The organism is Saccharothrix longispora (assembly GCF_030852425.1).
Lineage (GTDB): Bacteria > Actinomycetota > Actinomycetes > Mycobacteriales > Pseudonocardiaceae > Actinosynnema > Actinosynnema longispora.
The window spans coordinates 21,740-45,233 of sequence record NZ_NSDM01000031.1 but is presented as its reverse complement, the minus strand read 5'-3'; the positions used below and the strand labels follow the sequence as shown (position 1 = coordinate 45,233).

Annotated in this window: 21 protein-coding genes, 1 tRNA gene and 3 pseudogenes; 15 read left to right on the top strand and 10 right to left on the bottom strand. The window is 67.8% G+C overall.

Features of this window, described 5'->3' with window-relative positions; translation table 11 throughout:
• From CKY47_RS35915 to CKY47_RS35900, 4 genes and pseudogenes are all read left to right on the top strand, one after another.
• Nucleotides 1-180: pseudogene (locus tag CKY47_RS35915) on the top strand (IS3 family transposase); the annotation flags it as partial.
• A 63-nt stretch (nucleotides 181-243) separates the two neighbouring features.
• Nucleotides 244-996 carry a tyrosine-type recombinase/integrase gene (locus CKY47_RS35910; RefSeq protein WP_306750848.1) on the top strand — a complete coding sequence of 251 codons (753 nt, stop codon included), beginning with the start codon at nucleotides 244-246 and terminating at the stop codon, nucleotides 994-996.
• A 494-nt stretch (nucleotides 997-1,490) separates the two neighbouring features.
• Nucleotides 1,491-1,811, top strand: coding sequence for a DUF6247 family protein (locus CKY47_RS35905; RefSeq protein WP_306750847.1), 321 nt, complete (start codon nucleotides 1,491-1,493; stop codon nucleotides 1,809-1,811).
• Complete coding sequence (locus CKY47_RS35900) at nucleotides 1,812-2,075, top strand: hypothetical protein (protein ID WP_306750846.1); 264 nt, start codon at nucleotides 1,812-1,814, stop codon at nucleotides 2,073-2,075.
• Between the two features lie 237 nt (nucleotides 2,076-2,312).
• Here CKY47_RS35900 and CKY47_RS35895 read toward each other — a convergent pair whose 3' ends face one another.
• Together CKY47_RS35895 and CKY47_RS35890 are read right to left on the bottom strand one after the other, a co-directional pair.
• Nucleotides 2,313-4,622, bottom strand: a complete 2,310-nt coding sequence (locus CKY47_RS35895) for a hypothetical protein (protein ID WP_306750845.1) — start codon at nucleotides 4,620-4,622, stop codon at nucleotides 2,313-2,315.
• A 22-nt stretch (nucleotides 4,623-4,644) separates the two neighbouring features.
• Nucleotides 4,645-4,716: transfer RNA gene (locus CKY47_RS35890), tRNA-Pro, on the bottom strand.
• 209 nt (nucleotides 4,717-4,925) lie between these two features.
• Here CKY47_RS35890 and CKY47_RS35885 point away from each other — a divergent pair.
• Entirely contained in the window at nucleotides 4,926-5,846 is a 921-nt protein-coding gene (locus CKY47_RS35885; protein WP_306750844.1) for an aminoglycoside phosphotransferase family protein, read from the top strand.
• 106 nt (nucleotides 5,847-5,952) lie between these two features.
• Nucleotides 5,953-6,240 (top strand): hypothetical protein, encoded by a 288-nt coding sequence (locus CKY47_RS35880; RefSeq protein WP_306750843.1) that lies wholly within the window; start codon nucleotides 5,953-5,955, stop codon nucleotides 6,238-6,240.
• Nucleotides 6,241-6,315: 75 nt separating this feature from the next.
• On the opposite strand, the gene CKY47_RS35875 is transcribed toward CKY47_RS35880, so the two are convergent.
• A complete protein-coding gene (locus tag CKY47_RS35875) occupies nucleotides 6,316-6,756 on the bottom strand; it encodes a transposase (RefSeq protein WP_306750842.1) in 441 nt (146 codons plus the stop codon).
• Between the two features lie 96 nt (nucleotides 6,757-6,852).
• Between CKY47_RS35875 and CKY47_RS35870 the strand changes: the two genes are divergently transcribed.
• On the top strand, nucleotides 6,853-7,212 hold the full coding sequence (locus CKY47_RS35870) for an integrase core domain-containing protein (protein WP_306750841.1): 360 nt from the start codon (nucleotides 6,853-6,855) through the stop codon (nucleotides 7,210-7,212).
• 40 nt (nucleotides 7,213-7,252) lie between these two features.
• Here CKY47_RS35870 and CKY47_RS35865 read toward each other — a convergent pair.
• A pseudogene (locus CKY47_RS35865) lies at nucleotides 7,253-7,923 on the bottom strand (transposase family protein); the annotation flags it as partial.
• A 125-nt stretch (nucleotides 7,924-8,048) separates the two neighbouring features.
• Nucleotides 8,049-8,810, bottom strand: a complete 762-nt coding sequence (locus CKY47_RS35860; protein ID WP_306750840.1) for a transposase family protein — start codon at nucleotides 8,808-8,810, stop codon at nucleotides 8,049-8,051.
• A 413-nt stretch (nucleotides 8,811-9,223) separates the two neighbouring features.
• Here CKY47_RS35860 and CKY47_RS35855 point away from each other — a divergent pair, with 413 nt between their 5' ends.
• Genes CKY47_RS35855 through CKY47_RS35845 form a run of 3 tightly spaced genes read left to right on the top strand, consistent with a single transcriptional unit; the run spans nucleotide 9,224 to nucleotide 12,816 of the window.
• Nucleotides 9,224-10,459 carry a hypothetical protein gene (locus CKY47_RS35855; RefSeq protein ID WP_306750839.1) on the top strand — a complete coding sequence of 412 codons (1,236 nt, stop codon included), beginning with the start codon at nucleotides 9,224-9,226 and terminating at the stop codon, nucleotides 10,457-10,459.
• On the top strand, nucleotides 10,452-10,919 hold the full coding sequence (locus CKY47_RS35850) for a DUF7768 domain-containing protein (RefSeq protein ID WP_306750838.1): 468 nt from the start codon (nucleotides 10,452-10,454) through the stop codon (nucleotides 10,917-10,919). Before CKY47_RS35855 ends, CKY47_RS35850 begins: the two co-directional genes overlap by 8 nt.
• Nucleotides 10,906-12,816 carry a 5'-methylthioadenosine/S-adenosylhomocysteine nucleosidase family protein gene (locus CKY47_RS35845; protein WP_306750837.1) on the top strand — a complete coding sequence of 637 codons (1,911 nt, stop codon included), beginning with the start codon at nucleotides 10,906-10,908 and terminating at the stop codon, nucleotides 12,814-12,816. The genes CKY47_RS35850 and CKY47_RS35845 overlap by 14 nt, the downstream gene beginning before the upstream one ends.
• A 57-nt stretch (nucleotides 12,817-12,873) precedes the next feature.
• Here the strand turns inward: CKY47_RS35845 and CKY47_RS35840 are convergent, their stop codons facing one another.
• Entirely contained in the window at nucleotides 12,874-14,058 is a 1,185-nt protein-coding gene (locus CKY47_RS35840; protein ID WP_306750836.1) for a nucleotidyl cyclase domain-containing protein, read from the bottom strand.
• A gap of 182 nt (nucleotides 14,059-14,240) precedes the next feature.
• Here CKY47_RS35840 and CKY47_RS35835 point away from each other — a divergent pair.
• Nucleotides 14,241-14,496, top strand: a pseudogene (locus CKY47_RS35835) (helix-turn-helix domain-containing protein); the annotation flags it as partial.
• A 120-nt stretch (nucleotides 14,497-14,616) separates the two neighbouring features.
• A complete protein-coding gene (locus tag CKY47_RS35830) occupies nucleotides 14,617-15,714 on the top strand; it encodes an integrase core domain-containing protein (RefSeq protein ID WP_306750835.1) in 1,098 nt (365 codons plus the stop codon).
• A 681-nt stretch (nucleotides 15,715-16,395) separates the two neighbouring features.
• On the opposite strand, the gene CKY47_RS35825 is transcribed toward CKY47_RS35830, so the two are convergent.
• The 4 genes from CKY47_RS35825 to CKY47_RS35810 form a co-directional block, all read right to left on the bottom strand.
• The gene (locus tag CKY47_RS35825; protein WP_306750834.1) at nucleotides 16,396-16,740 is read right to left on the bottom strand and encodes a DUF6247 family protein; all 345 of its coding nucleotides are present in this window, start codon (nucleotides 16,738-16,740) and stop codon (nucleotides 16,396-16,398) included.
• Nucleotides 16,741-16,949: 209 nt separating this feature from the next.
• On the bottom strand, nucleotides 16,950-17,150 hold the full coding sequence (locus CKY47_RS35820; RefSeq protein WP_306750833.1) for a hypothetical protein: 201 nt from the start codon (nucleotides 17,148-17,150) through the stop codon (nucleotides 16,950-16,952).
• A 438-nt stretch (nucleotides 17,151-17,588) separates the two neighbouring features.
• Nucleotides 17,589-19,181: an ABC transporter substrate-binding protein gene (locus tag CKY47_RS35815; RefSeq protein WP_306750832.1), complete on the bottom strand. Its 1,593-nt coding sequence runs from the start codon at nucleotides 19,179-19,181 to the stop codon at nucleotides 17,589-17,591.
• The gene (locus CKY47_RS35810; protein ID WP_306750831.1) at nucleotides 19,178-21,085 is read right to left on the bottom strand and encodes a hypothetical protein; all 1,908 of its coding nucleotides are present in this window, start codon (nucleotides 21,083-21,085) and stop codon (nucleotides 19,178-19,180) included. Before CKY47_RS35810 ends, CKY47_RS35815 begins: the two co-directional genes overlap by 4 nt.
• Before the next feature lie 480 nt (nucleotides 21,086-21,565).
• On the opposite strand from CKY47_RS35810, the gene CKY47_RS35805 reads away from it, so the two are divergent.
• From CKY47_RS35805 to CKY47_RS35795, 3 genes are all read left to right on the top strand, one after another.
• Nucleotides 21,566-21,745 (top strand): hypothetical protein, encoded by a 180-nt coding sequence (locus tag CKY47_RS35805; RefSeq protein ID WP_306750830.1) that lies wholly within the window; start codon nucleotides 21,566-21,568, stop codon nucleotides 21,743-21,745.
• A 467-nt stretch (nucleotides 21,746-22,212) separates the two neighbouring features.
• Nucleotides 22,213-22,809 (top strand): 8-oxoguanine DNA glycosylase OGG fold protein, encoded by a 597-nt coding sequence (locus CKY47_RS35800; RefSeq protein ID WP_306750829.1) that lies wholly within the window; start codon nucleotides 22,213-22,215, stop codon nucleotides 22,807-22,809.
• Nucleotides 22,806-23,453 carry a zinc ribbon domain-containing protein gene (locus CKY47_RS35795; protein WP_306750828.1) on the top strand — a complete coding sequence of 216 codons (648 nt, stop codon included), beginning with the start codon at nucleotides 22,806-22,808 and terminating at the stop codon, nucleotides 23,451-23,453. Before CKY47_RS35800 ends, CKY47_RS35795 begins: the two co-directional genes overlap by 4 nt.
• The last annotated feature ends 41 nt before the right edge of the window (nucleotides 23,454-23,494 follow it).

The following is a 23,494-nucleotide window of genomic DNA, read 5'->3' as shown; positions in this document are numbered from 1 at the left end:
CGCGAGACGCTACAAGGCGCCCAGAGTTGGTGCAGTGAAAGGGAGGCACGGCTGGCGGTGTTCGGCTGGGCGCATCGTTACAACACCCGACGCCGCCACTCCCACGTCGGCCAGATGTCCCCGATCGACTACGAGAACAGCCTCACCCCGACACCGGCTACGCTGACCCGCGCCGCATAACCCCGTGTCCAACATCCGGGGTGAAGTCCCGTCAAGGTCTGGGCCAAGCAACTGCGCCGGTCGTTGGGCGAGCGCAGCGTCGCCGACATCGTCGGCCTGCTCTCGCGGATCCTCGGCGAAGCCGTCGACGAAGGGCTGATCGGCTCCAACCCCTGCCGCAAACTCCGGCTCACCACCGGAGACCATCCCGAACGGCCGCACGCCACCGCCGGGCAGATCGCCGGCCTGGCCGCCCGCGTGGCATCGCCCGACAACGCCGCCCTGATCGTCACAGCCGCCTACACCGGGCTGCGCTGGGGTGAACTGACCGGGCTGCAGTGGTCACGGGTGGACACGGGCATCGGCGAGATCCGCGTCGACGCCCGCGACGGCGCCCTGCACGAGGTCGGCGGGCGGCTGACCCTGGGCCCGCCCAAGACCCCGGCCAGCGTCCGCGTCGTGCACCTGCCGCCGTTCCTCGCCGACCTGCTCGACGCCCACCACGACCGCCACCCCGACGCGCGGTTCGTGTTCACCGGCCCCGACGGCGGCTTCCACCGCCGCTCCAACTTCCGCCGCCGCGTATGGCTGCCCGCCCTGCGCGGCGACACCACCCGGCCGCGCATCGCCCCCGACATGCACTTCCACGACCTGCGCCACACCCACAAGACCTGGCTCATCGAGGACGGCGTGCCCGAAGTGCTGCAGCACAAGAGGATCGGCCACAAGTTCCGCGGCGTCATGGGCGTCTACTCCCACGTCACCGAGCCCATGATCGAGGCCATGATCGCCGGACTGCAGCGGCGCTGGGAGCAGACGGGGAGCACGAACCCCTGACCACCTCCGCAAATACGGAGGTGGTCAAGATCGTCTGCTCCCCATTTGCTCCCCGAAACGATCAACGGCCCGCAGACGAAGATCGTCTACGAGCCGTTGACCTGCACAAACACATTGTGGGCGATACTGGGATCGAACCAGTGACCTCTCCGGTGTGAATGAAGCCAAAATAAATCCCCTACCAGCGGAAACAGAATTACCACAGAAAATGCGTGACCGTTGGGAGCCGTTGAATGCGGTTCAACGCTGTTGAACGCGTCCGACGGCTCCCATTCCGCTCCCAGCATCCGCTCCCACGCACTCCTCCGCTCCCTGACGATCCGCGGACCGCCGACTGCGACGGTCGCGCATCCGACCCTCATATGGCCCGGACAGCGAATGCATCGGTCGACGCGGAGGACAAGGGTCGTAGCCGCCAGCCCGGCGACAACGACACGCACCACTGTGTCGTTGTCGCCGGGCCACCGTCGACGCCGACCCGCTATCGTGTCGATGTGACCGCAGCAGCCGCGCACCCGCCATCGCCGGAGGTCGAGAAGACCCCCGAGGCGATCCGCGCCGCACTGTTGCCCGAGGAACGCGACGCCTTCGACGCCGACTGCCGCCACGCCCTGGGCCGGGCCGCGGCCGAGTCCAGCCTCGAACCGGTCCGCAGCGTGATCGAGCAGTGGTGGCGCATCGCCACCGTCACCCGGCACGACCCCGCCACCCACCGACGGATGCTCGGCCGCATCGACCAGACCCTCACCACCGGCCAGACACCCGGACGACTGCGCACCTGGGAAGAACTGCAGACGGAGCGCGGCGGCCGATAGGTGACCTACCAGATCCAACTCCCCGACGAGGTCTGGGACCAGATCCACGCACTGCCGGCGGAGGCCGACGAACCACTGTCCGAGGCCATGACCCTGCTGACCCACGAACCCTGGTACGGCGAGCCCTACCACCGCGCCAACCCCCACGGCGCCCTGCGCCAACTCGTCTACGGGTACGGCGACGGCCTCATCGTCTACCTCATCCTCGAACAACAGAAACGCATCGTCGTCGAACGCGTCCTCTGGCTCGAAGACCTCGGCTGACCATCACGCCACAAAAATTCACGATTGCGGTCCCAATACCTGACAACAATAGTGGTTCAATCAACACTGAAACTATAGAGTCGACTCACGCCGAGTTGCGCTGTACCGCTCGACAAATCATCGGGCTGCCGTCGACACGCCGCCGACCAGTCCTCGACGGCCTGATCGACGAGTACGAACCCACAGCCGCGTAACCGCAGGTCAGACCATATGGCCGATTTCTGGCACCCCACAGGGTCAGCTGTGGCCGGAGGGGGTCAGGAGCGGGTGTGTGTTCTCGGCCCAGCCGAGGAACCGCACGGCCGTGCCGTGCTGCACGGTTCCCGTTGGCGTGAAACGGCCACCGTGAAGCACGTGCAGCAGACCTTCGACCGCCGGTTCGAGTGCGGTGCCGCGCGCCTCGCCCGCCAGCCTTTCCGCGTGGGCGAGCTGCACGGCGGGCTCGCAGAAGGCGAGCAGGAACAGGGCTTGTCGCCACGCGTAGGCCGCGTTCTTCACCTGGATCAGCGCCGCGTGCCGGTGGGCCGCGCGCTGGGTCAGCCTGCGGACGAGCCAGCCGAACGCCTGCCACGCGAGTTCCGGCGCGCGTTCGCGCAGCTCGTCGGTCAGGTTCAGGCCGTCGACCAGCACGGCGAGGTTGTGGGTCGTCAGGATCTGACTCTGCTCCAGCACCATGCCGTTCGCCGCGATGGAGCCGCCGGAGGTGCCCGCCCGCTCCCGGCACAGCTCCGAGAAGTCCTCGGCGGTGTGCTTGCTCCAACGCATCCTCTCGCGCCGGGGCTTGGGCCAGTCCGCCGGCAGGTCGTAGTAGTTCGCGTAGGGCGTGCCGGCCAGCAGACGGCTCGCCACCGCGCCGGCCTCGCGCCATTTGGTGGTGAACGTGCCCGTGAAGATGTCCGCGGCCACTTCCTCCACGAGCGGCAGCTCCAGGCCTGCCTGCTTCGCCAGCGTCCTCAGCTCGGTCACCAGCGGGTTCGGCAGCAGGGCGTGCGGGAACGCGGTGAGCGCCAGCATCGTGGTCTGCCGCAGGGCGCGATGTGCGGCCCCGGCGTTGTCCGGCTTGGGCGAGCGGTAGGGGGCGAGCGCGTCCACCCAGGGCAGCTCGGTGAACCGCACCTGGTGTTCGAGGTTGAGCAACAGCAGGCCGCGGCGACGCCGGAACGCGGTGTAGGTCTGCTCGTGCAGCCCCGCCACGACCGGGTCGTCGATCGCCGCGCTCAGCAGCCGTGAGGTGAGTTGCGGCAGCACGACCGCCAGCGTCTCCCCCGACGTGATCACGCCGAGGCGCACCAGCTCGTCCGCCGGTGCTTCGAGCGACCGCGCCGCCTTGTGCACCACGTGGTCCGGCATCGTCGTGCCGTACGGGATTTCGTCGGTCGCCTCGGCTTCGGACACCGCGGCCGTCGCGACGTCGAGCGACGGCAGGCCGCCGTCCGCCGGGTACCGGTCCAGCCTGCCCGCGAGCACGCCGGCGAGTGCGGCGTGAGTCGGCGCCGCGACGGTGGCCACTTGGGCGGTGCGCCACGCGTCGCGTTGTCCGGTTCCCGGAGCGCCCCGGTGGCTCACCGTGCTCGCGATGACGCGGCGGATCCAGCCGACCTCCCGCGCGGTGAGCGCGTCGCTGCCGTCCGGGCAGGACTCCAGCGCGCTGCGCAGTCTCGCGAAGTTGCTCTTCGGGTTGGTCTGCCTGCCCGAGGGTGCGTGGGTGCGAGACGTCTCGGCGAAGTCCGCGAGCCACTCGGTCCTGGCCGCCGCCCAGTCCGCGGGCCACGTCCGGCACGGCCAGCCGCCGCGCACGGTCCCGTTCTCCTCGACGTGCGGCAGCTCGTGGTCGACGGTGCGGCACCACAACGCGACCAGCCGGTCGTACAGCGGATCCCACACGGTCAGCGCGTCGCGCATCTTGGCCAGCTGCACCGGCACCCGCGCGGAACGCAGCGACGCGGCGGCGTCCTTCACCGAGGTCAGGCGGACGGCTGCGCCCGAAGGCCGGGGGACCGGTTCGAAGCGTGGCGTCAGCCGCAGCCGGTGCATCAGCGGGCGCAGTTCGGCGACCAGGTCGAGCGCCTGCTCCGGGAAACCCCTGTCCAGCAGCAACGCCACGACGGGCAGCGCCGCGTCCTCCGGCACCTCGACCCGGTAGTGCCCGCTGCGGATCGCGTCCAGCAGCTCGGCCTGGCCGGCGTCGCCGAGGTACCAGGAGTTGAGCCGTTCCCGCTCGTTCCTGCCGGGCACGTCGTCCGGGAAGGAGGCGACGCGGGCCGCCTCGTCCTCGGACAGCGGCACCTCGGCCAGGTACCCACCGGTCGCGAATCCGCCGTGCGCGACCTCCAGCGTCACCCACGCCGGGGTGTCCGCGACCGGGGTGCGGGAGCCGACCGTCAGCATGCCGTCGGCCATCCCGCTAACGACATCCTCCCAGCGCCGCAGCTTGCGCAGCGCCCGCTCGCGGTCGGCCTCGGTACCCGCGGAGACCGCCGCGGCCAACGCCCGCGCCAGCTGACCGGTCGCGTAACCGGACGAAGCGGTGTGGACCTGATCGGACACTGCGGACTCCACGGTCGGCCGGACATGGAGGCGGGGATCGAACCCGCGCCCTCCCCGTCCCAAGCGGGGTGATCTGCCACTGATCTACTCCATGAGATGCGCGGATCGTATCGACCACGCACGTAGGCCGCCCCCGATTTACCCGAAGACCCATGACCGCCGACCTCGACGGCAAGTCCGAGCTGATCGCGCCGAAGCCCACGGCCGACTACACGTCCGCACATGCCGACGACCGTCTGTTGCGTTTGCACTCGTGGGCGGTGGTTCGACAGAGAACTGGGTTGCGCTCGGTGATCGAAGTGAATGAAGCTCATTGTCGTGCAGATGCATGCCGATCAACTGACGGTGGCGCTGGAGACGGTGCGCGGGTTGGTCGATGAGCAGTTCCCTCGGTGGCGGGGCCTGCCCGTGACGGGTGTCGCTTCGCGGGGGACGGTCAACGCCATTTTCCGCATCGGCGATCGGCTCGCCGCTCGTTTCCCCTTGCGCCCCGGCGAGGTCGGGTCGGTGCGGCGGTGGTTGGAGTCCGAGGCCGAAGCAGCCCGAGAACTGGCGGGTCGCACGCGGTTCCGCACACCGGAGCCGGTCGCGCTGGGTGAACCCGGGACGGGCTACCCGCTTCCGTGGTCGGTGCAGACCTGGCTGCCCGGGGTCGTGGCCGCGGAGGAGGACCCGGGCGAGTCCGTCGCGTTCGCGTACGACCTGGCCGAGTTCATCCGTGGTGTGCGCGCTGTCGACACACGGGGCCGGACGTTCAACGGGAAAGGCCGAGGAGGGGACCTGCGATCCCACGACGCGTGGATGGAAATCTGCTTCGGGAACAGCGGACGACTCCTGGACGTTCCGAGGCTTCGCCGCGAGTGGAACGCCCTGCGCAACCTGCCGCGTGGTACCGCCGGCGACAGGATGACCCACGGCGACCTGATCCCCGGCAACGTGCTCGTGTCCGATGGGCGCCTGACCGGGATCATCGATGTCGGCGGCCTGGGTCCCGCGGACCCCGCTTTGGATCTCGTAGGTGCTTGGCACCTGCTCGAACCCGGGCCACGGCAGGCGTTCCGCGACGTCCTCGGTTGCGACGACCTCGAGTGGCAGCGCGGTAAGGCGTGGGCCTTCGAACAAGCGATGGGAGCCGCCTGGTACTACGTCGAGAGCAATCCGGCCATGACCGAGATGGGCCAGCGTACCTTGGCACGCATCCTCGCGGACACGTCGTCGACCTGAGTCCGGCACCGGTCGGCCACGGCCCTGTGAGGTTTCAGGACTCTGCACTGAGGCACTGAGCTGCGGTGATCGCGCACCATGGGCGGTAGGAGCATGATCGTGGGGCGTGGTGCTACGACTGCTGTACCTGATCTTCATCCGGGTCGTCGGCTGGTTGGTTCTGCTCGGTCGGTCATCGGCGGCCAAGGACGTGGAGTTGCTCGTGCTGCGGCACGAAGTCGCCGTGCTGCGCCGAACCAACCCTCGCCCACGGTTGGACTGGACCGATCGCGCGATGCCCGCCGCGTTGGTCCGACGCCTACCCGGCTGGCTACGGGAACACCGATTGGTGACACCGGGGACCCTGTGCCTGCCGAAACTCCATCCATGCAGGTTGAAGCAGTGCGTAGCGTGAGGGGCCGAGGTGCTCGTGAGTGCGGCTGCAGGTCCGCAGCGTCCTCAGCTATTTGAGCCGAAAGTGTTCGGTTGCCTACATGTCGGCGTAGCGGACGTGCGGGACGCGGAAGTAGCCGCGGACGAGGTGTGCCTGGCGCTGGCGGCGTCGTAGGAAGCGTCGGGTCTCGTGGGCCAGCCGGTCGACGTTGTGCGCCCGTGAGGCGTTGACGTTGCGCTTGAGGTCGGCATTGAGCAGTTCGTCGGGGTTCAGCTCGGGGCTGTAGCCGGGCATCAGGTGCAGCTCGACCCGATCGGTGTTGGCCTGCAGCCAGGCGCGGACGGCCTTGCTGCGGTGGACCGGGTGCCGATCGGCGATGACGTGGACCTTCCGGTCCGCCTGGCGGGCGACGCGGTCGAGAAACGTGGTGAACACCGGCGCGGTGAACCGCTCGGTGAACACGGTGAACCACAACGCGCCCCGTGAGGCGACCGCGGACATGACGTTGACCTTGCGCCTGCCGATAATCCCGTCCATGCAGGTGAGAGCACGGTCGGGACAAGGTCTCGGGACGGCCCATGAGGGTGCTCGTGTTCCACTGGCTCGGCGTCTGGCACGGCACGATGACCGGCTGTGCTGCTTCGACTGGCCTACCTGGGCATGACCAACACGTTCGATGCGGTCCTCTCCGGCGAAGGCATCAAGGTCGTGAAGATCCCGCCACGGTGTCCACGAGCCAACTGCTACGCCGAAAGGTTCATCGGAACCGTCAGACGAGAAGTCACCGACCGCCTGCTCATCATCAACGAGCACCATCTGCGGGCCGTGCTGAACCGCTACGCGGCCCACTACAACCACCGCAGACCACACAGAGCACTGCAACTCTTGCCACCACGACCGAACCAGCCGATCCCAGAACCGGGCCACATCTCGCTACGCCGCCGACCAGTCCTCGGCGGCCTGATCAACGAGTACGAACCCACGGCCGCCTAACCGCAGGTCAGACCATGTAGCCAGCTTTTGACACCCCACAGGCCTTGAGGATGGAGACGGCTCGTTCGCCGAGTGCGCGGATGCGGGCATGCGAGCGGTTGACGGCCTGCTGACCGGGCGGGAGGTTGTGACACTTGCCGCGGTACGGAATGCGAAGGGGACCGTCCGCGCCTCGATATGCCTTGTCCGCCCAGCACTGGATGCCCGCTGCGGTCAAGGCGTCGACGATGCCGTGGGCGCGGGCCGCGGTCAGGTCGTGGGCCGAGCCGGGCAGCGCGGGCGAGGTCCACAGCAGTCGCCCGGCCGGGTCGGCGAGGACTTGGACGTTCATGCCGTGGCGCTTGTGTTTCCGGAGTAGTACGGCCGGTCGGCGGCGATGCGGTCGATCCGGAGCAGGGTGTCGTCGAGGATGACGTAGGCCTTACGGGCGGCAACCCGCGTCGCATCGGCGAGATCCGGGGCGAAGTCGGCAAGGACCCGGACGGCTTCGTGGATGTAGCGGCAGACGGTGGCCACGCCGATGCCGAACCCGGCGGCGAGACGGGTGTAGGTGTCGCCGCAACGCAAATAGGCCAGCACCAGCGGGGCTTGGCGCCTGGGGTCGAGCCTTCGCCACCTGCTGCCAATCCGCCGTCGGTGCGCGGCCAACTGGTGGGCGAGGAACTGCAGATGCGAACTGGACAGGTCGATCGCGGATGGGCAGACAAGCACTCGACGCTCCTGGCGATGGCCTTGCTCTTGGTCGAGAAGCCATCTACCAGGAGCTTCGCCATGTCTCCACCACGATCGCAGCCCACGCTACGAGGTTGGAAAGGGCTCACTGAGCCTTTCCAACCTCACCCGGTCGCAAGATGAAGAGCCAGAACGGCTCGGGTCAGGTCGGTGATGCGGGTGGTGGAGCAGCGGAGTCTGCGCAGTAGTCGCCAGGCTTTGAGGATCGAGACGGCACGTTCGCCCAGCGCGCGGATGCGGGCGTGGGAGCGGTTGACCGCCTGCTGGCCGGGCGAGAGTTTGTGCCATCTGCCGCGGTAGGGGACGCGGATCGCACCGCCGGCGCCTCGGTAGGCCTTGTCCGCCCAGCATGGAATGTCTGCTGTGGCGAGGGCGTCGACGATGCCGTGGGTGCGGGCTGCGGTCAGGTCGTGGGCCGAGCCGGGCAGTGCGGGCGAGGTCCACAGCAGTCTCCCGGCCGGATCGGCGAGGACCTGGACGTTCATGCCGTGTCGCTTGTGTTTTCCGGAGTAGTACGGCCGGTCGGCGGCGACGCGGTCGATGCGTAACAGGGTGCCGTCGAGGATGACGTAGGCCTTGCGTGCGGCGACTTTCACCGCGTCGGCCAGGTCCGGTGCCAGTGCGGCCAGGAGTTCGACCGCTTCGTGGATGTAGCGGCAGACGGTGGCCAGACCGACGCCGAACCCCGCCGCCAAGCGGGTGTAGGTATCGCCGCAGCGCAGGTGCGCCAGCACCAGCAGGGCTTGGCGTCCGGGATCGAGCCTGCGCCACCTGCTGCCGATCCGGTGCCGGTGCGCGGTCAGTTCCCGCGCCAGGAACCGGAGGTGTGAACTGGACAGGTCGATCGCGGATGGGTAGACAAGCACTCGAAGCTCCTGGCGAAGGCCTTGCTCTTGGTCGAGAAGTCATCTACCAGGAGCTTCGCCATGTCTCCACCACGGTCACCACCTATGCCGCCAGGTTGGAAAGGGCTCACTGATAGGTCAATTGCAGTATGCGGTGGGTACACGGGCTTCGCCGACGGCCTGCCGCCGGACGACAAGACACTTACCGGGAAGCTCACCCCTTGCATCCCAGGCAATTGTGAGCACTCCTAAGGTTCACGATCATGAACCGCTAAAGCCACCTTCGGGTCCGCTATGCCTCTCGATGACGCACCTCCTGTCGGACACCGCGCGACATGCCGCATGTCGTCAATACGTTAACGATGCTCATACGCTACCGTTCGATCCGGCGACGCCGAGAGCCACAGGCAGTGACGGGTGGGAGTGTGGTCAGGGTGCGCGAGCAATTGATCATCGTGGGTGCCGGGCCCGCCGGACTTGCCGCAGCCCACGCGGCACGGGACATGGATCCGCTTGTCCTGGAAGGCGGCCCGGCGTTGGACCGACGTGATCATGGTGACACGCAGGAGGCGGCTCAGGGCGTCGGGGGTGCCGGGTTGTTCTCCGACGGGAAGTTCTCTTTTTGGCCTTCCGCATCCAACCTGTGGACACTGCACGGTCCTTCGCTGCGCGGCGCATACGCCTGGTTCCGACACCAGTTGCATCTGGTCGGCATCACGACTCCGCCCCTTTCCGTCGACAAGCGTCATGTGCCCCTCGGCGGGGGGAGCGGTCAGAAGAGGTATCCGTCTGTCTACTCCGACCTCGATTCCAGGCGCGTTCTGATCAAGCAACTGCACGAGAGAGTCGCTCGTGTCCAGAGCGAAAGCCCGGTGTCCCAGGCGGAAAGGTTCCCAGGCGGCTGGAGGGTTGTTCTCCGCACCGGAGAGGTCCTCACCACACGCAGACTTCTCCTCGCCACCGGCAGGTTAGGTCCCCTCCAGGCGGGCGACTGGATCGACCGACGGCACCTCACCTTCCGCAGAATCGAGGTCGGGGTGAGGATCGAGGAACCGTCCGAATCGTTCTTCCTGTCCGCCCACCCCCAAGTGGACCCCAAGTACATCTGGCGCGACGGCCCGGTCGAGTGGCGGACCTTTTGCTGCTGCCGGGACGGCGAAATCATCGGCACGTCGACCAATGGGGTCACCAGTGCCAGTGGACGCTCAGACGGGCCGGGCACCGGACGGTCCAACGTCGGGTTCAACGTGCGGCTCGACGCAGCCTGGGAGGAGAGCCTGGAGGGTGCCCGGTTCTTCGCAACGGTCCGTCGCGCGCGGCGTCTGCGTCGGTGCCTACTGGGCCGGTTCATTCGGGACGCCGGGTCCGCCGTGGACAACGACCTCTCCGCAGTGTTGGGCCGGGGACTGACGACCCTACTGGCCAAGGGGCTCGACAGGCTGGTCGCGACGTTTCCCGACCACGACTTCCTCGACGCGCTGCTGACCGGACCGACGATCGAGGGCGTCGGACTGTATCCGGTGCACGACGAGCGACTGGCGAGCCCGATGGGGCGATTATGGTGTGCCGGCGACGTCGCCGGAGATTTTCGTGGACTGACGGCGGCCCTGGTCAGCGGTCACATAGCAGGCCAATCGGCCGCCGGATATCGAGGAGCACTGGATGAATGATTCTACCTTGGTCTACACGGCACAGTCCAAGCAGTTCTTTTATTGCCGGGACGCCGTGTGCGAGTTCGTCTTCCAGAACGGTGCCGTACCGCTGAATCCGTTCCGAGCGTTCGACTATTTCCTCGGCGACCGGGTGAACCGCGACTCCGTCCGCCGCGGGAACATGCGCCTACTGGAGGCCGCCGACGAGGTCTGGGTCTTCGGCGACACCCTGGCCGACGGAGTAGTGATCGAGATTGCGCAGGCGGCACGCAGCAGCAAGCCCTTGCGCTACTTCACGATCGACAACCGCGCGTCGAACATCAAGGAAACCTCCCTGGTGAACCTGGACGTGGAAGTCGAGGTCCTGGTTCGCACCGGGTTGGACCGCGCGGTGCTGCTACGCCACTTGACCAACGGCGGCGCGGATATTATCGTCCACGCACTGGGAAGAGCCCGGGAACTCAGTGAACGAGTATAACGGGCACGGCAGGACATACGACGCAGTCTATCTGCACTACCTGGACCGCGAACTGATCCTGTCGACCGGCAGGGAGATGAGCGAGAAGCAGATCATACAGGCGACCAGGCTTCTGACCTTCTTCACCCAATCCGATTTGTACGTCGGACTCTCGGCGATTTGGGAGAATGATCGGCTCACGCCGGCGTCATACGAGGAGTTCCGACTGCTGTTCGAGCAGTATCAGTTGCAGACGGTCAGCCGCGACGTGACCCTGGCGGAGTTTCGGGCGTCCCGGGCGGCCGCGTACCGTCACGACAGCGATAGATACCCGAACTACTACACCTCCGCTGGGGACGGTCTGGAGTGGCTCACCCCGACGTGGCAGAAGACCACGGGCAGCACCATGCCGCTGACACGGGTGTTACAGCAGTGGACCGAGGCGATCCCGGCAGCCCCGGAAGCAAGGTTCAGCCCGGCCTTGTGGCAGCTTCGCGATCCCGTCCAGGAGGCGCTGCGCCACCGGGAGGACGAAGCGGTCACCTTCAACTACTTTTCCCGGTTCCTGAAGGACGTCAGAAGCAACGACCACATCGAATACGCGATACGACGCAAGATCAGCGAGGGATTCAGTCTGGACAACCAGCGGCACGGCAACGGCGACATCGCGACCGGAATCCCCGAACTCGGTTTCTTCGACCACCTCGCCCTCGACTTCCCCCACCACGACATCCGGATCCTGGCGGAGATCGCCCTCGCGTGCGGGATCGAGGACATGTTCCGGGCCGAGCGATTCGGGGTCGAAGCGTGGAGCGCATACGTGCTCGCCCGGCACAGCTGGCCGATGCAGACGACCGCCGAGGTAGTCCGCGACACGTTGCAGGCGCTGTACCAGTTCGATCTCGGTTCGCACCGGGCCGGCGTCCCCGACCGGGAATTCGATGCGCACCCCCGCCAGGTCCGGTCCCGCATCCTCCGACACATCAGGGACGCCGCCCGCACCGCCCCCCGCCCCGCACCGCCCCGTCCCGACACCCCGGCCGAGGAGGTAGCCCGCCATGTTTTCCAGTACGTGACCTGGTTGACCGACCGCATGGTGGACAGGGAACCGGCGCTGGGTACCTACGTCGAGTCGAGTCGAGGTTCATCCGCCATGAAACACGTTGACGTCCTGCTGGTGACCGTCACCGAGACGGAAACCATAGAGATGCGCTCGGCACTGACCGGGGCAGGCCACCCCGGAAGCGCCGAGTTCGGACCGGTAAACACCTACTGGCGCTACGGCCCCATCGCCGGCGCCACCGTCGCCCACGTCCGATGCACCATGGGGTCGGGAGGCACGGGCGGCTCCTCCCTCACCGTGACCGACGCGATTCGTGATCTGCGGCCGACCTGCATCATCGGCGTCGGAATCGCTTTCGGAATTGACAGGGAAACCCAGCCGATCGGTCAACTTCTGCTCTCCCAAAAGCTCAGCGCGTACGAACTCCAACGAGTGGGGACGAACGCAGACGGCTCGTTACGAGTGACCCATCGGGGCGCTGGCACCGAATGCTCGCCCCGCCTGCTGAGCCGGTTCCGCGACGCGAACCTGCATGAGATTGGCGTGGAGGTGCTCGCTGGCGAGATGCTGTCGGGCGAGAAGCTGATAGACAACCCGGACTTCAAAAAGGCTCTCCTCGACCGCTTCCCGGACGCGATCGGCGGCGAAATGGAAGGCGTCGGCCTGCAATCGGCGAGCGATCGCGAGAACATAGACTGGATCATCGTCAAAAGCGTGTGCGACTACGCCGCCGAGAAGTCGGTCGACAAGACGCAGAGACAACGACTCGCCGCCCGCCAAGCTGCGCGTTCCGTCCTGAAGGTCCTCCACCAGGGCGGCTTGGCGCCACGCCGGTCGACTTCGAGCCGACGGTGATCGGGCGGTAAGGACGGGGCACCTCATGCGCCGCGCCCGCTGGCGGTACGGCATGCCCTACAGGACGCGCTCCAGTCGCTCCGGAGCGGTCACGTGGGCGACGACGTCGGACAGCGTCTGGTGCAACCGTCCCGCTTCGGGGCCAGCCAGATAGTGCGGCATGTCGGCGCGGTCGACGGTGAAGCCGGTCGGGTGGGCCCCCAACAGATAGGGCGAGTACAGGATCAGCCCGCGCGACGTGCCCGGATCGGAGCACAACGCGGCCATGCCCGTAAACGCGACGGTTCGATACACCTCCAACCGATCCGCCGACGGACCGTGCCGCTCCTTGAACCGGGCGAACTTCGCCAGGGAACCGTCGATCTTCGCCGCCAGGTCCTCCCCCCGGAGAGTGGTAAGCAAGGCCACCACCTCGCTCGAAGGATCGAGCAGCACACAACGGTAGGTGCCGCCTCGCCGCAAAAACCCCAGCACGGCGTCCCGGTAGACAGCAGGGCGTTCGGTGGTGACCAGCAAACTGGCACAGGTGTTGAGCGCCGTGCCGAGGTCGACCACCTCCCCCGCTGCGGTCTCCACCAGCCGGGCCTTGTCCCGCTGACTGGGTCGCTGCGGATAGGCGTGCACCCCCACCGCCCCCGCCAGACCCGCCGTGCGCAGCCACACCCTCCTGCCATCCTCAGCGTCGTCGGCGGACCTCATCAGGTAGACCTCGTGCCCCTCGAAATCACCGACCCGCTCGAACAGTTCGGCAAACGGCCCGGAGACCCGGTAGACCCCACCGGAGACCACCAGGCGATCCGCAGGAGCCACCTCCTCCAAGTGCGCCCCGAAGTTGACATCCGGTGAGTGGATCGAGCCGTTCTCCCTCTCGACCGGCACGCGAATCGGCCCCTTGTGCACAGCGATGCGCACGTGCAGGCCACCCCGGAACTCGGCCTTGTCGAGCTCCTCCCGCAACCGCGGCAAGTCCTCCATCAGGATTGTCCTGGCGGCCTCCAACACCACGTCCCGCGCGACGCTCTCATCATCGTCGTGGACAATCAGGAAACCCCCGTCCCCGCGCCAACTCCACAGCTCCGCCCGCGCGCAGCCGTGCCGCTCGGCCACGCCGAGCACCCTGGCCGTAACCCGTGTACGCAGCAGGTCGAAGGCGTACGCCGCTCGATCACGCGGATTGCGGCCGACAATGCTGGAGTACCCGGACGCGTCGAGAAACAAGAGAAAGACGTTGTCGTAGGTCACGTCCGCCCGGAACATATTCCGACTCACCGGTCCAGGAAACCATAGACACTGAGGTTTCTCAACGAAATGAGCGGAAGGCTGGTCGAGATCCAGTAGTGGCCGGGCTCTGACCTGCGGAAGGACGTGAGCCCCTGGTAGGAATAGATCTGCCGAGATCACGTTCTGTCAACCAGAGGCTCACGATGGTCACCCATTCTGCCACGCTCGACGTCCCTCGCCACCTGGTCGAGTTCCTGGCCCGCCTGCTCGCCGCCCACCGTCGGGCGATCAGCGCTCCGTCCGGCAGTCGCGCCTTGGGACCGTTCCGCCAGGCCGTGCTGGTCCTGCGACTGCGGCCGGGTCCACCGCCTGGCCCACGACGCCGGAGTCTCCCAGGCCACCGGCTACCGCTACCTGCACGAGGGCATCGACGTCCTCTCCGACCGGCACCCGACCTTGTGCCTGCCGATAACTCCATCCATGCAGGTTGAAGCCGTGCGTAGCGTGAAGGGCGGAGGTGCTCGTGAGTGCGACTGCAGGTCCGCAGCGTCCTGGGCTGACGCGGCATGATGACCGACTGTGCGGCTCCGACTGGCCTACCTCGGTGTGACAAACGCGTTCGCGTTGCTGCGTCTGCTGCCCCTGAGCGACGGGGACAAGGACGTGGAGATCCTGGTGCTGCGCCACCAGACCACGGTCCTGGAACGCCAACTCGGAGACGCCCGCCCACGGTTCTCCACCGCTGACCGGGCATTCCTCGCGGCACTGCTGCACCGACTCCCGATGCAAGCACTTCGTCGACTCCGGCTGCTGGTGCGCCCGGAGACGGTGCTGCGGTGGCACCGAGACCTTCTCGCCCACCGCCACGCAGCAAGCTCCCGTCCCAAGCGGCCCGGTCGACCACGGACCATCCGCTCGATCCGACTCCTGGTGCTGCGCCTGGCACGAGAGAATCCGACCTGGGGCTACCGCCGCATCCACGGAGAACTCCTCGTGCTCGGCATCAAGGCCGCAGCCTCCACCGTCTGGCAGATCCTCCAGTACGCCGGAATCGCCCCTGTGCCCCAGCGCACCACGACGACCTGGTCGACCTTCCTTCGCTCACAGGCCGACGCTCTACTGGCCTGCGACTTCTTCGAGACCCATACGTTGACCGGCACCCGCCTGTACATACTCGCGGTCATCGAGCACACCAGCCGCCGAATCAGAGTCCTGGGCCCCACCGCACACCCGACCACGTCCTGGGTCACTCAAACCGCCAGGAACCTCGTCATGGACCTCGAAGACACAGGCAGCACCGCACGATTCCTGATCCGAGACCGTGACGGGAAGTTTCCCGCCCTGTTCGACGCCGTCCTCGCCGATTCAGGCATCGAGGTCGTTCTCAGCGGAGTCCGGATACCGCGCATGAACGCGATTATGGAGCGTTGGATCCGCAGCTGCCGACGCGAACTGCTCGACCGCACCCTCATCTGGAACCGACCGCACCTACTCCACGCCCTGCGCGAGTACGAGAAGTACTACAACACCCACCGGCCCCACCAAGGCATCGCCAACGCCCGCCCACTGCGCACACCGCCACCAGCCGTCACCGACCAAGCGGCCCTCACCCGACTCGACATCCGCCAACGGCAACGACTGGGCGGCATCCTCAACGAGTACCACCCCGCCGCCTGACCAGCACGGATGGCATCTTTGGCACGCACAGCGCCGACTCCTCCGGGTGCCGCATGAGCAACGACCGGTGACACCGCAGGACACCATCCCGCGACAGCACCAGCGCCAGGCCAGAACGAGCGGATCAGCACGCGGCGAACACCCGACCCGTCCCAGCGAGACATCGCACCAGCCTTCAACTGACCCGAACGGCAATCAACCGGACCCGAGACCTCTTCGGTGCCGTACGAAGTGTTCACCCCGACACCCAAGATTTCGATCAAGGCCGCAGGGACGCGACCTGCAGTTTTATCACCGAAGACAGGCCAATCCGACCACAAATGCGGCGAATTCTGAAGGAGGTCTGCTCCCAAACTGCTCCCCGGAACGATCACCGACCCGCAGACGATGATCCGCCTGCGGGTCGGTGACCTGCACAAACACGCTGTGGGCGATACTGGGATCGAACCAGTGACCTCTTCGGTGTGAATGAAGCCAGAATAAGGCCTCAACCAGCGGAAACAAAATCTCCACAGCAAATACACGACTGTCGGGCGCCCTTGGATGCGGCTCTGCGCTGTTGAACGCGTCCGATGGCTCCCACTCTGCTCCCACTGCCCGCTCCCGCGTGTTCGCCGGAGTCCACGGAACTGCCGTCCGATGCGACAACCGCCGCCCGTGGGTACGACGCGATACACCCGGCTACCCGGTCCGCCCCTGACGCCGGCGCAGCAGCGCCTTCATCTCCTCCAACGACACCGCGTCCGGGTTGGCACCCAAGCGCTGGACCTGCTCGGCCTTGGCCAACATCCGGTAGTACGAGCCTGGGTCGCGCAGCTCGCCGTAGGCGATGTGCCGCCACTTGCCCAACAGATCCCGTATCCCGGCCAAGTCCTTCGACACCTTGGCCCGCTCCAACACCAGCTCCCACTCACGGTCGAACTCCGCCACCAGCATCGGCGTCAAAGCAGCCCGGATCGCCACCGGATCAGCCGCAGGCGCCACCGGATCGCCACCGGAGGGCATCGACGCAGCAGGAGAGGCCATTACCCCACCCTAACGCCGAACCGCCACGAGCGTCCCCGGTCGTCGATCACCGGCCCGGAAGCCACCGCGGTGAAGGCGTCTGAAAGATACTCATGACCGATACGCCGAGCACGAGCCTTCGCAGACCGCCGGTCCACACGTCGATACGCCGCCGAACCATCCTCGGCGGCCTGATCGACGAGCACAACCCACAGCCACGTAAGCACAGGTCAGACCGTGTTGTCGACTATTGACACCTCACAGGTCCTGGGTGGACAGTCCGCCATCCGGATTGTCCGGTTGAGCGGGCTGTCCCGCTCGGGCACCGGGGTCAGGACTTCGAACGCCTCGCCGAGCGCGACGAGCGCCTCGGGCGGAAGCGCGCGGATCAGCTCCTGCGCACCAGGATCGATGTCGAGGGTGCGCGCCATGACCGTCGTCGACCGCCGCCCGGACCACCGGCGACTACAGACCCGACTCCGCCCGCAGATCGTCCCACGACACACTGCCCGGTCGGGAGGCACCCGCACGACGGACCTCGATGGTGGCGTCCACCAGCCGACGGGCCGCCTCCTGGTTTCGCGGGTCGGCAGTGCGATCCGCCGCCACACCTGCAAGGTAGACCGCAACCGGTCCAGACGCAGAGTCAGCCGGACCGCTGTGCACAGCAATCGTCCTCCAGGCCGCACACTCGACTGAAGCGCGACGTCGATCGCCGTCGGGCACGACTGCGGGATGCCGCCTCCACACCGAGAGGCCGAACTGCATGACAAGCATCTGACCTGCATGGACGGCATTTCGACAAGCACAGCGCCAGCGGATCTCCGGGGCAGGCTGCGAGCCGAGTCGGTAGTACTTGCAGACGCCGCTCAGCAGGACGGAGCCGATCCGGCCGGTTGCAGCGTCACGCTGCGGACTCGGCCCACCGTCCCGTTCTGCGGCGGCAACGGGCACACCCGCACGACCGGCGGAGGTGGGCCGACCCGGTTGCCGTCGTTGTCGAACATGATCGGCCCGCCCGCGCCCAGCACCGCCGTCTCCGGTGAGGAGACGAAGCTGATCTGGGTGTTCACCTGGCTGCGCTGCACCTCCTTGGTGACCGGCAGCTTGTTCACGGCCTCCTCGATCACGGCCAAGGCGTCGTAGCCGTTGACCGCCCAGCCCGCATCGGTGTGCGCCACGTCGAAGCCGATCCGGGTGAAGTGTCGCTCGAAGTCGGTGAAACCCGTGTTGCCGAGCACCTGCTTGTCCGCGCCACCGACCAGGGTGGACACCAGCCGCAGCTTGCCGGACGTGAACGACGGCGAGGACAACGCCCGCACTCGCAGGTCCTCCAGCCGCGGGTCCAGCTCGGCCGCCCGCACGCGCTGGCCGTCCGACGTGCTCACCACCGTGATCGAACTCGCCGAGCAGTGGCCCTCGGTGAACTCCTGGTCGAGGCTGTGCAGGAACATGGCGAGGTCGCGGCCGCGGGCGATGTAGCCGACCGTCACGTCCTTGGCGACGTTGCAGACCCGTTGTGCCGTCTGGGAGACCGTGCTGGCCTCGTCCGGGTCGAACTTGACCTCGGTGATGTTGCCGCCGAACTGCTTGTGCATCAACGGCAACGCCGTGCAGGTGTACGGGTCGGTGCCGCCGGTCGGCACCATGATGAAGTCGAGCCGGGCCCCCGGCAGTGCCGCGCCGAGCGCCCTGATCTGCTCGGAACCGCGGTAGGCCACCCGGTAGTAGTGGTCGCGGCCGACGCCGTTTTGGTAGGTGGTGTCGGGCTCGCAGCCGCTGTAGTCGGTCTCCTGCGCGGTGGAGCCGCTCTGGTCGAAACCCTCCGCGGTGATCAGGTCCGACACCATCGGGATCTTCGCAGCCGCCAACAGGTCGGCGATCTCCGCGGAACGCTGGTTGCTCAGCCCGATCCCGGCCACTGCCACGACCTCGGGGCGGTCGGCGAGCCTCCTGGCGACCTGCACGGCCTCCTGCTCCGGCCCGTACGCGCCGATGTTGCCGACCACCAGCCGCAGCGGGTGCAGGCAGCCGGTGCTGTTCGCACGCGCCTGCCCGGCCGCCATGCCCTCCAGTTCGTGCACGGCCCGCGCACCCGCGTACTGGTCGGTCATGGTCAGCAGCACGCCGACGGTGACCGGCGTGCCCTTCGGGTCGCACACGTCGGCCGCCGACGCGTTCTGCCCCTCGATCACCTTGAGCACGTTCGTGAACGCGGGCAGGCCGAAGTCGTAGCCACCGACGCTGAGCCCGACGCACTCACCGCCGGCCGACCACACGTCCGTGCTGGGCCAGCCGTCCTTGCAGGACAAGCGCTTCCACAGCCACGGGCCGCCGGTGACCAGGCCGGCGACGAGCACGACCGCAGCCAGCACGGCGACCGGGCGCAGCCAGTCCGTCCACTTCGCCGGGTGCCGGAGCGGCCGGGCCTTCGGCCAGATCCCGAAGTGGTAGCGGCTCACCGGTAGTTCCTCCCGAACCGTTCGTAGCGCTGCGCCCGTCTGAGCAGCAGCGCGGGGTCCTGCGCGCGGTTGGACAGCTGGCGCAACGCCTGTGCCACCTGGGCGGCGAGATCCTGCCGCACGTCCGGTTCCGTGCTGCACGGGTCGTGGTCGAACGCGGGCACGACGCCGAGCAGCCGGTAGGTGTGCGCGAGGTCGCTGCCGCGCTGGGCGGTGCCGATCGACTCCGGCGAGGTCTCGCGCGGGTTCACGTCGGATGTCACCAGGTCGAACAGCTCGAGCCAGTCCCTGGTGGCCATGTCCTCCAACGACTCCAGCAGTTCCTCCGCCACCGCCGCGCGGTCGCCGAGCAACAACGTGTACCGCAGTCTGGGCCCCTCGTCACCCGCGTGGTCGCGCAGCCTGCCGATCACCTTGGCCCACGAGGCCTCGTCGTCGTCGGCCCTGGCCGACAGCATCCGCATGCCGAGGTACCGGACGAGCGGCGGGAGTTGTTGCTGCCCGGAGTCTCCCGACGTCCACAGCGTCGACGAGGAGTACAACGGCGAGTCGAGCTCGACCGGGTCCGGCAGCAGCGGCGCGAGGGTCTGCGCCTCCAGCTTGGTGAGCGCGGCCGACAGCGTGACGAGTGCCCGCAGGTGGTGCTTGTTCGCCCGGTCGCCTGCGGAGAACTCTCGGACGAACGGTTCGAGCAACGAGTTTTCCACGCCCCGCAGCAGCTTGCCGGGGTCGCGGGCGAGGCTCGGCTCGTCGTGCAGCCTGCGCAGCAACGCGTCGACGGACTTGGGGTGGCCGCGGCTCAACCCGTACACGACCTTGCCAACCGTGCTCGCGGCGAGGTCGTTCGGCCAGAGGTGGCCCTTGGCGAGCTGCACGACGTCCTTGCCGGTCAGGTCTTCCGACCGGATTCGCACCCACACCCGTGCCTCGGCCACCAACGAGATGTCCACTTCGGACTCCCTGACGAGCTCGGGGGCCGGCAGCTCGTCGTCGGCCAGCTCCTCGGCCAGCAGCCCGCCGCTCGTCGTCATCACCAGCAACGGGTCGGGCGGCGCGGGATCACCGCCACGGCCCCGGTCCGCGACCGCTCTGCGCACCCGCAGCAGCGCGCGCACGAACGTCGTGGCGACAGCGACGTCACCGTCGTCGAGCAGCATCACCACGTTGTGCAGGCGCGTGGTGACCGGCGCGAGGCTGTGTCGCAGGTCCGCGAGCAACGCCGCCACCAGCAGGTCGTCGACGTCGCGCCGCACGTCGGGGTCCTGACTGCGGGCCTGCGCGCTCAACCGCAACCGCGCCCGGTCGGCGTTGAGCCTGAGCCCCTGGTCCTGGTGCCCGAACCACTCCAGCGCCGCCCTGCTCCAGCGGAAGTTGGACGCCCGTCGCGAGCTCTCCAGCATGCCGCCGAGGTAGTCGGCGATCCGGTTCACCATGGGCCCTGGGTCGAGCGGCAACTGGATCAGCGACCCGGCTGTGGCCGCGAGGTCGCGGATGAGGTCCCGCAGGTTGCGCTCGCGGTAGTTGTTGGTCTGCCGGTTGAGCTCATCGAGCGCCGCGTCCTGGTCGAGGCCTTCCACCTCGACGCGCATGGCGATCTGCGCGAGCAGCACCCGTTCGAACGACAGCGGAAAACCGGGCACCTCGGCGCTGAGTCCCAGCAACACCGCCGCGAGCACCGGCCGCACGGCGCCGGCCGCGCCGTCTTCGTCGTCCACCCGCAGCTCGCGCGGTCGCACGAGCACCGTGGGCGTCGTGTCCTGCCACTCCAGCACCGTCTGGGTGAGCAGCGCGGTCTTGCCGGAGCCTCCGCACCCCTCGACAACGAGCACCGGCGTGGCTCCCGCGCCAACGGCCTCAACCAGCTCCTTGACCAGGCCGCGCAGCCGGGTGCGCCCTTCGAACACCGTTGGCCTCCTCCACGAAATGCGGGATCGAAGAACTGTATGCAGGTATGCAGTTCTTGCGGAGGCGAACGACACAAACCGGCCACGGTTTCGCCGTGATGGCCGAACGGATCACCCGTTCAGCCGCGCCGCGCGCACGCACAGCGTTCTCCACCCTGTGCCGCTCGAAAGTCATCGTCGCAGGTCATTAGCCATGAGCAGCGTCCTGAGCGACCGCGAGAGCTGATGCAGCTGCTGTGCGAGCGCGAGGGCCCGCGCGTGGTCGGCCATCGATCCGAGGGGGCTGCGCTCCCCAGCGTGGACTGGCGGATCACCAGCGACGACCGGCAGAGACCGCCACCGCGGTCGTCCGGCCGCACGAGGGGCGCGCCAATTCCGCCGGGGGTTACGCTGTGACACCGACGACCTGTCCGGGGCCACCCTGGACGAGGCCCGAGCGGCACGCGGGCCGGCACTCACTGTCCGAACCGGGACGCCACGTTGACGATGCCCACCGTCGGCCCCGAGCCGTTACTGCGCTCCGCTCTGACGCTCAAGGGCCTGATACACCACGACATCGGCACGATCATGGCCGCCGCGACCACCGCGCCGCCCGAGGAGTCGGACGACACCCACCACCAGGATCACCAGTGGTGCCAGCCGCACGACGCCGCGTCGTGAGCCCTCAACCGCCCCTCAAGCACCTCGAACGGCATCACCGAGCAGGGCGCTATAGTCGTGCAGCAACCACGAGTCGCCTTCAGTCCAGCCTGAAGAGACGACCACTTGACCAACCGATATGTTGCGCACTCAACCCGCAGAATTGCCCAAATCTTCCCCGACCTGGGAGAACATCAAACCCACGGGTCGTGACGGTGCAGTCGAACGCACCTCAACGCAGTTCACCCCTGCTCATCCACCTCGAATTCTCCCAATTTCCTCCCACCTCCCTCCCACAGCGGGCTCATGTCGACCGCTGTGACCGTCGAACACATGGGCGGTCGTCAAGTGGCGAAGGATTCGGCAGCAGGGACCCCCGCCGTGGCCGGTAACGGCAGGAAGCGGACAGCGATGCACGCGGTGTGTCGATGACCGATCTGACGACGGTGGTGTTGCCGCTCTGGGCGGTCCCTTCTCATCCTCGCCGGGTGAGCGTCGGCGACCACGCGATCGCCATCCGGGAGCAGTGGTGGCGCGAGGCGGTCAGTGCCCGCGGGCTGCCCGGCACACCGCCGGTCGGGCCGACGCTCACCCGCGCCCAGGTGTGGGCGCCGGCCGGCGATGTGTTCACGTTGCTGTGGCGGGTCCTCGCTTGGGGCTCGGGCGGCCATCTGCGGCAGAACGCCCGCAGGCTGGACAGCATCGCCGCCGACGTGCCGCGCGCCGAGGGACTCCTGACCGAGGCAGCGGACAGGGCACGACACGACCCCGCCGGCGCGTACGCGGTGCTGTGGCCCGACAACCACAGCGCGATCCGGTCGCTGGGTCCGTCGTTCTCCACGAAGTTCCTCTACTTCGCGGGAGGCGGCGCCCCGGAGCACCCGTGCCTGATCCTGGACCGGGTCGTGGCCACCGCGCTGCGCGACCACTGCGGCTGGGCCTCCCTGAACCCCGCCGGCTCATGGCCGGCACACACCTACCAGCGCTACTGCGACCTGCTGGCCCGCTGGGCCCGGGAGCACCACCGCGCGCCCGACGAGATCGAGCACATCCTCTTCGCCGGCGCCCCGGAGGACCGACCGTGATCATCACCTGCCCGAAGTGCTTCACCGCCGACGACGTGCGGCCGCCCCGCAGGCTGCCCGACGGCGTGCTGCAATACCGCTGCACCAACCGGCGGGCACACGGCGACCACGAGTGGCTCACCACCCGCGAGGCGGTCCAGCCGCCGAGCGAGGTGCGTGAAGGCGTGACCGACGACCTGCTCGACCCGCTCGACCGCTGCGTCGACCCCGACGACCCGTTCCTGGAGTACGGGATCGTCGAGCACCGTCTGCGCACCCGCTTCCCCGACCTGTTCGCCGCGCACGTCGCCGAACAGGGACACTCCATGTTCGGCTCCCGCGCCTACACCGCCTCCAGCGTCCGCTTCGGCGTCGCCCTCGGCCGCCTGGAACGCACCGGCACCCTGCTCAGCCAGTACGGGCCGGCGACAGGCGCCTGGCGCTACAACGGCCAGGTCACCTACTGGACCAGGGCGGCCACGCAGGGCGTGGAGAAGCAGCCCTCGACCCAGCGCCGCAAGACCTGGGCCGAGCACTGCGCCGAGGTCGGCCGTTCCCCCGACTGGACCGACGACGACCGACACGGCCTCACCACCCCCAGTGATCGTTCGCCAGCGAAGGCTCAGGTCGGAGTCGGGGCCGGCCGCGCGAAATCACGCTCGTGAGGGATTGTCAGTTCCCGGCTCGGGTCAGCCGTCCCCTATTT

What these genes read in the sequence shown, in the direction of transcription:
- CKY47_RS35885 (WP_306750844.1), top strand. Translation starts at nt 4,926, where the DNA reads ATGAAGCTCATTGTCGTGCAGATGCATGCCGATCAACTGACGGTGGCG.
- CKY47_RS35875 (WP_306750842.1), bottom strand. Translation starts at nt 6,756, where the DNA reads ATGGACGGGATTATCGGCAGGCGCAAGGTCAACGTCATGTCCGCGGTC.
- CKY47_RS35850 (WP_306750838.1), top strand. Translation starts at nt 10,452, where the DNA reads ATGAATGATTCTACCTTGGTCTACACGGCACAGTCCAAGCAGTTCTTT.
- CKY47_RS35825 (WP_306750834.1), bottom strand. Translation starts at nt 16,740, where the DNA reads ATGGCCTCTCCTGCTGCGTCGATGCCCTCCGGTGGCGATCCGGTGGCG.
- CKY47_RS35820 (WP_306750833.1), bottom strand. Translation starts at nt 17,150, where the DNA reads ATGGCGCGCACCCTCGACATCGATCCTGGTGCGCAGGAGCTGATCCGC.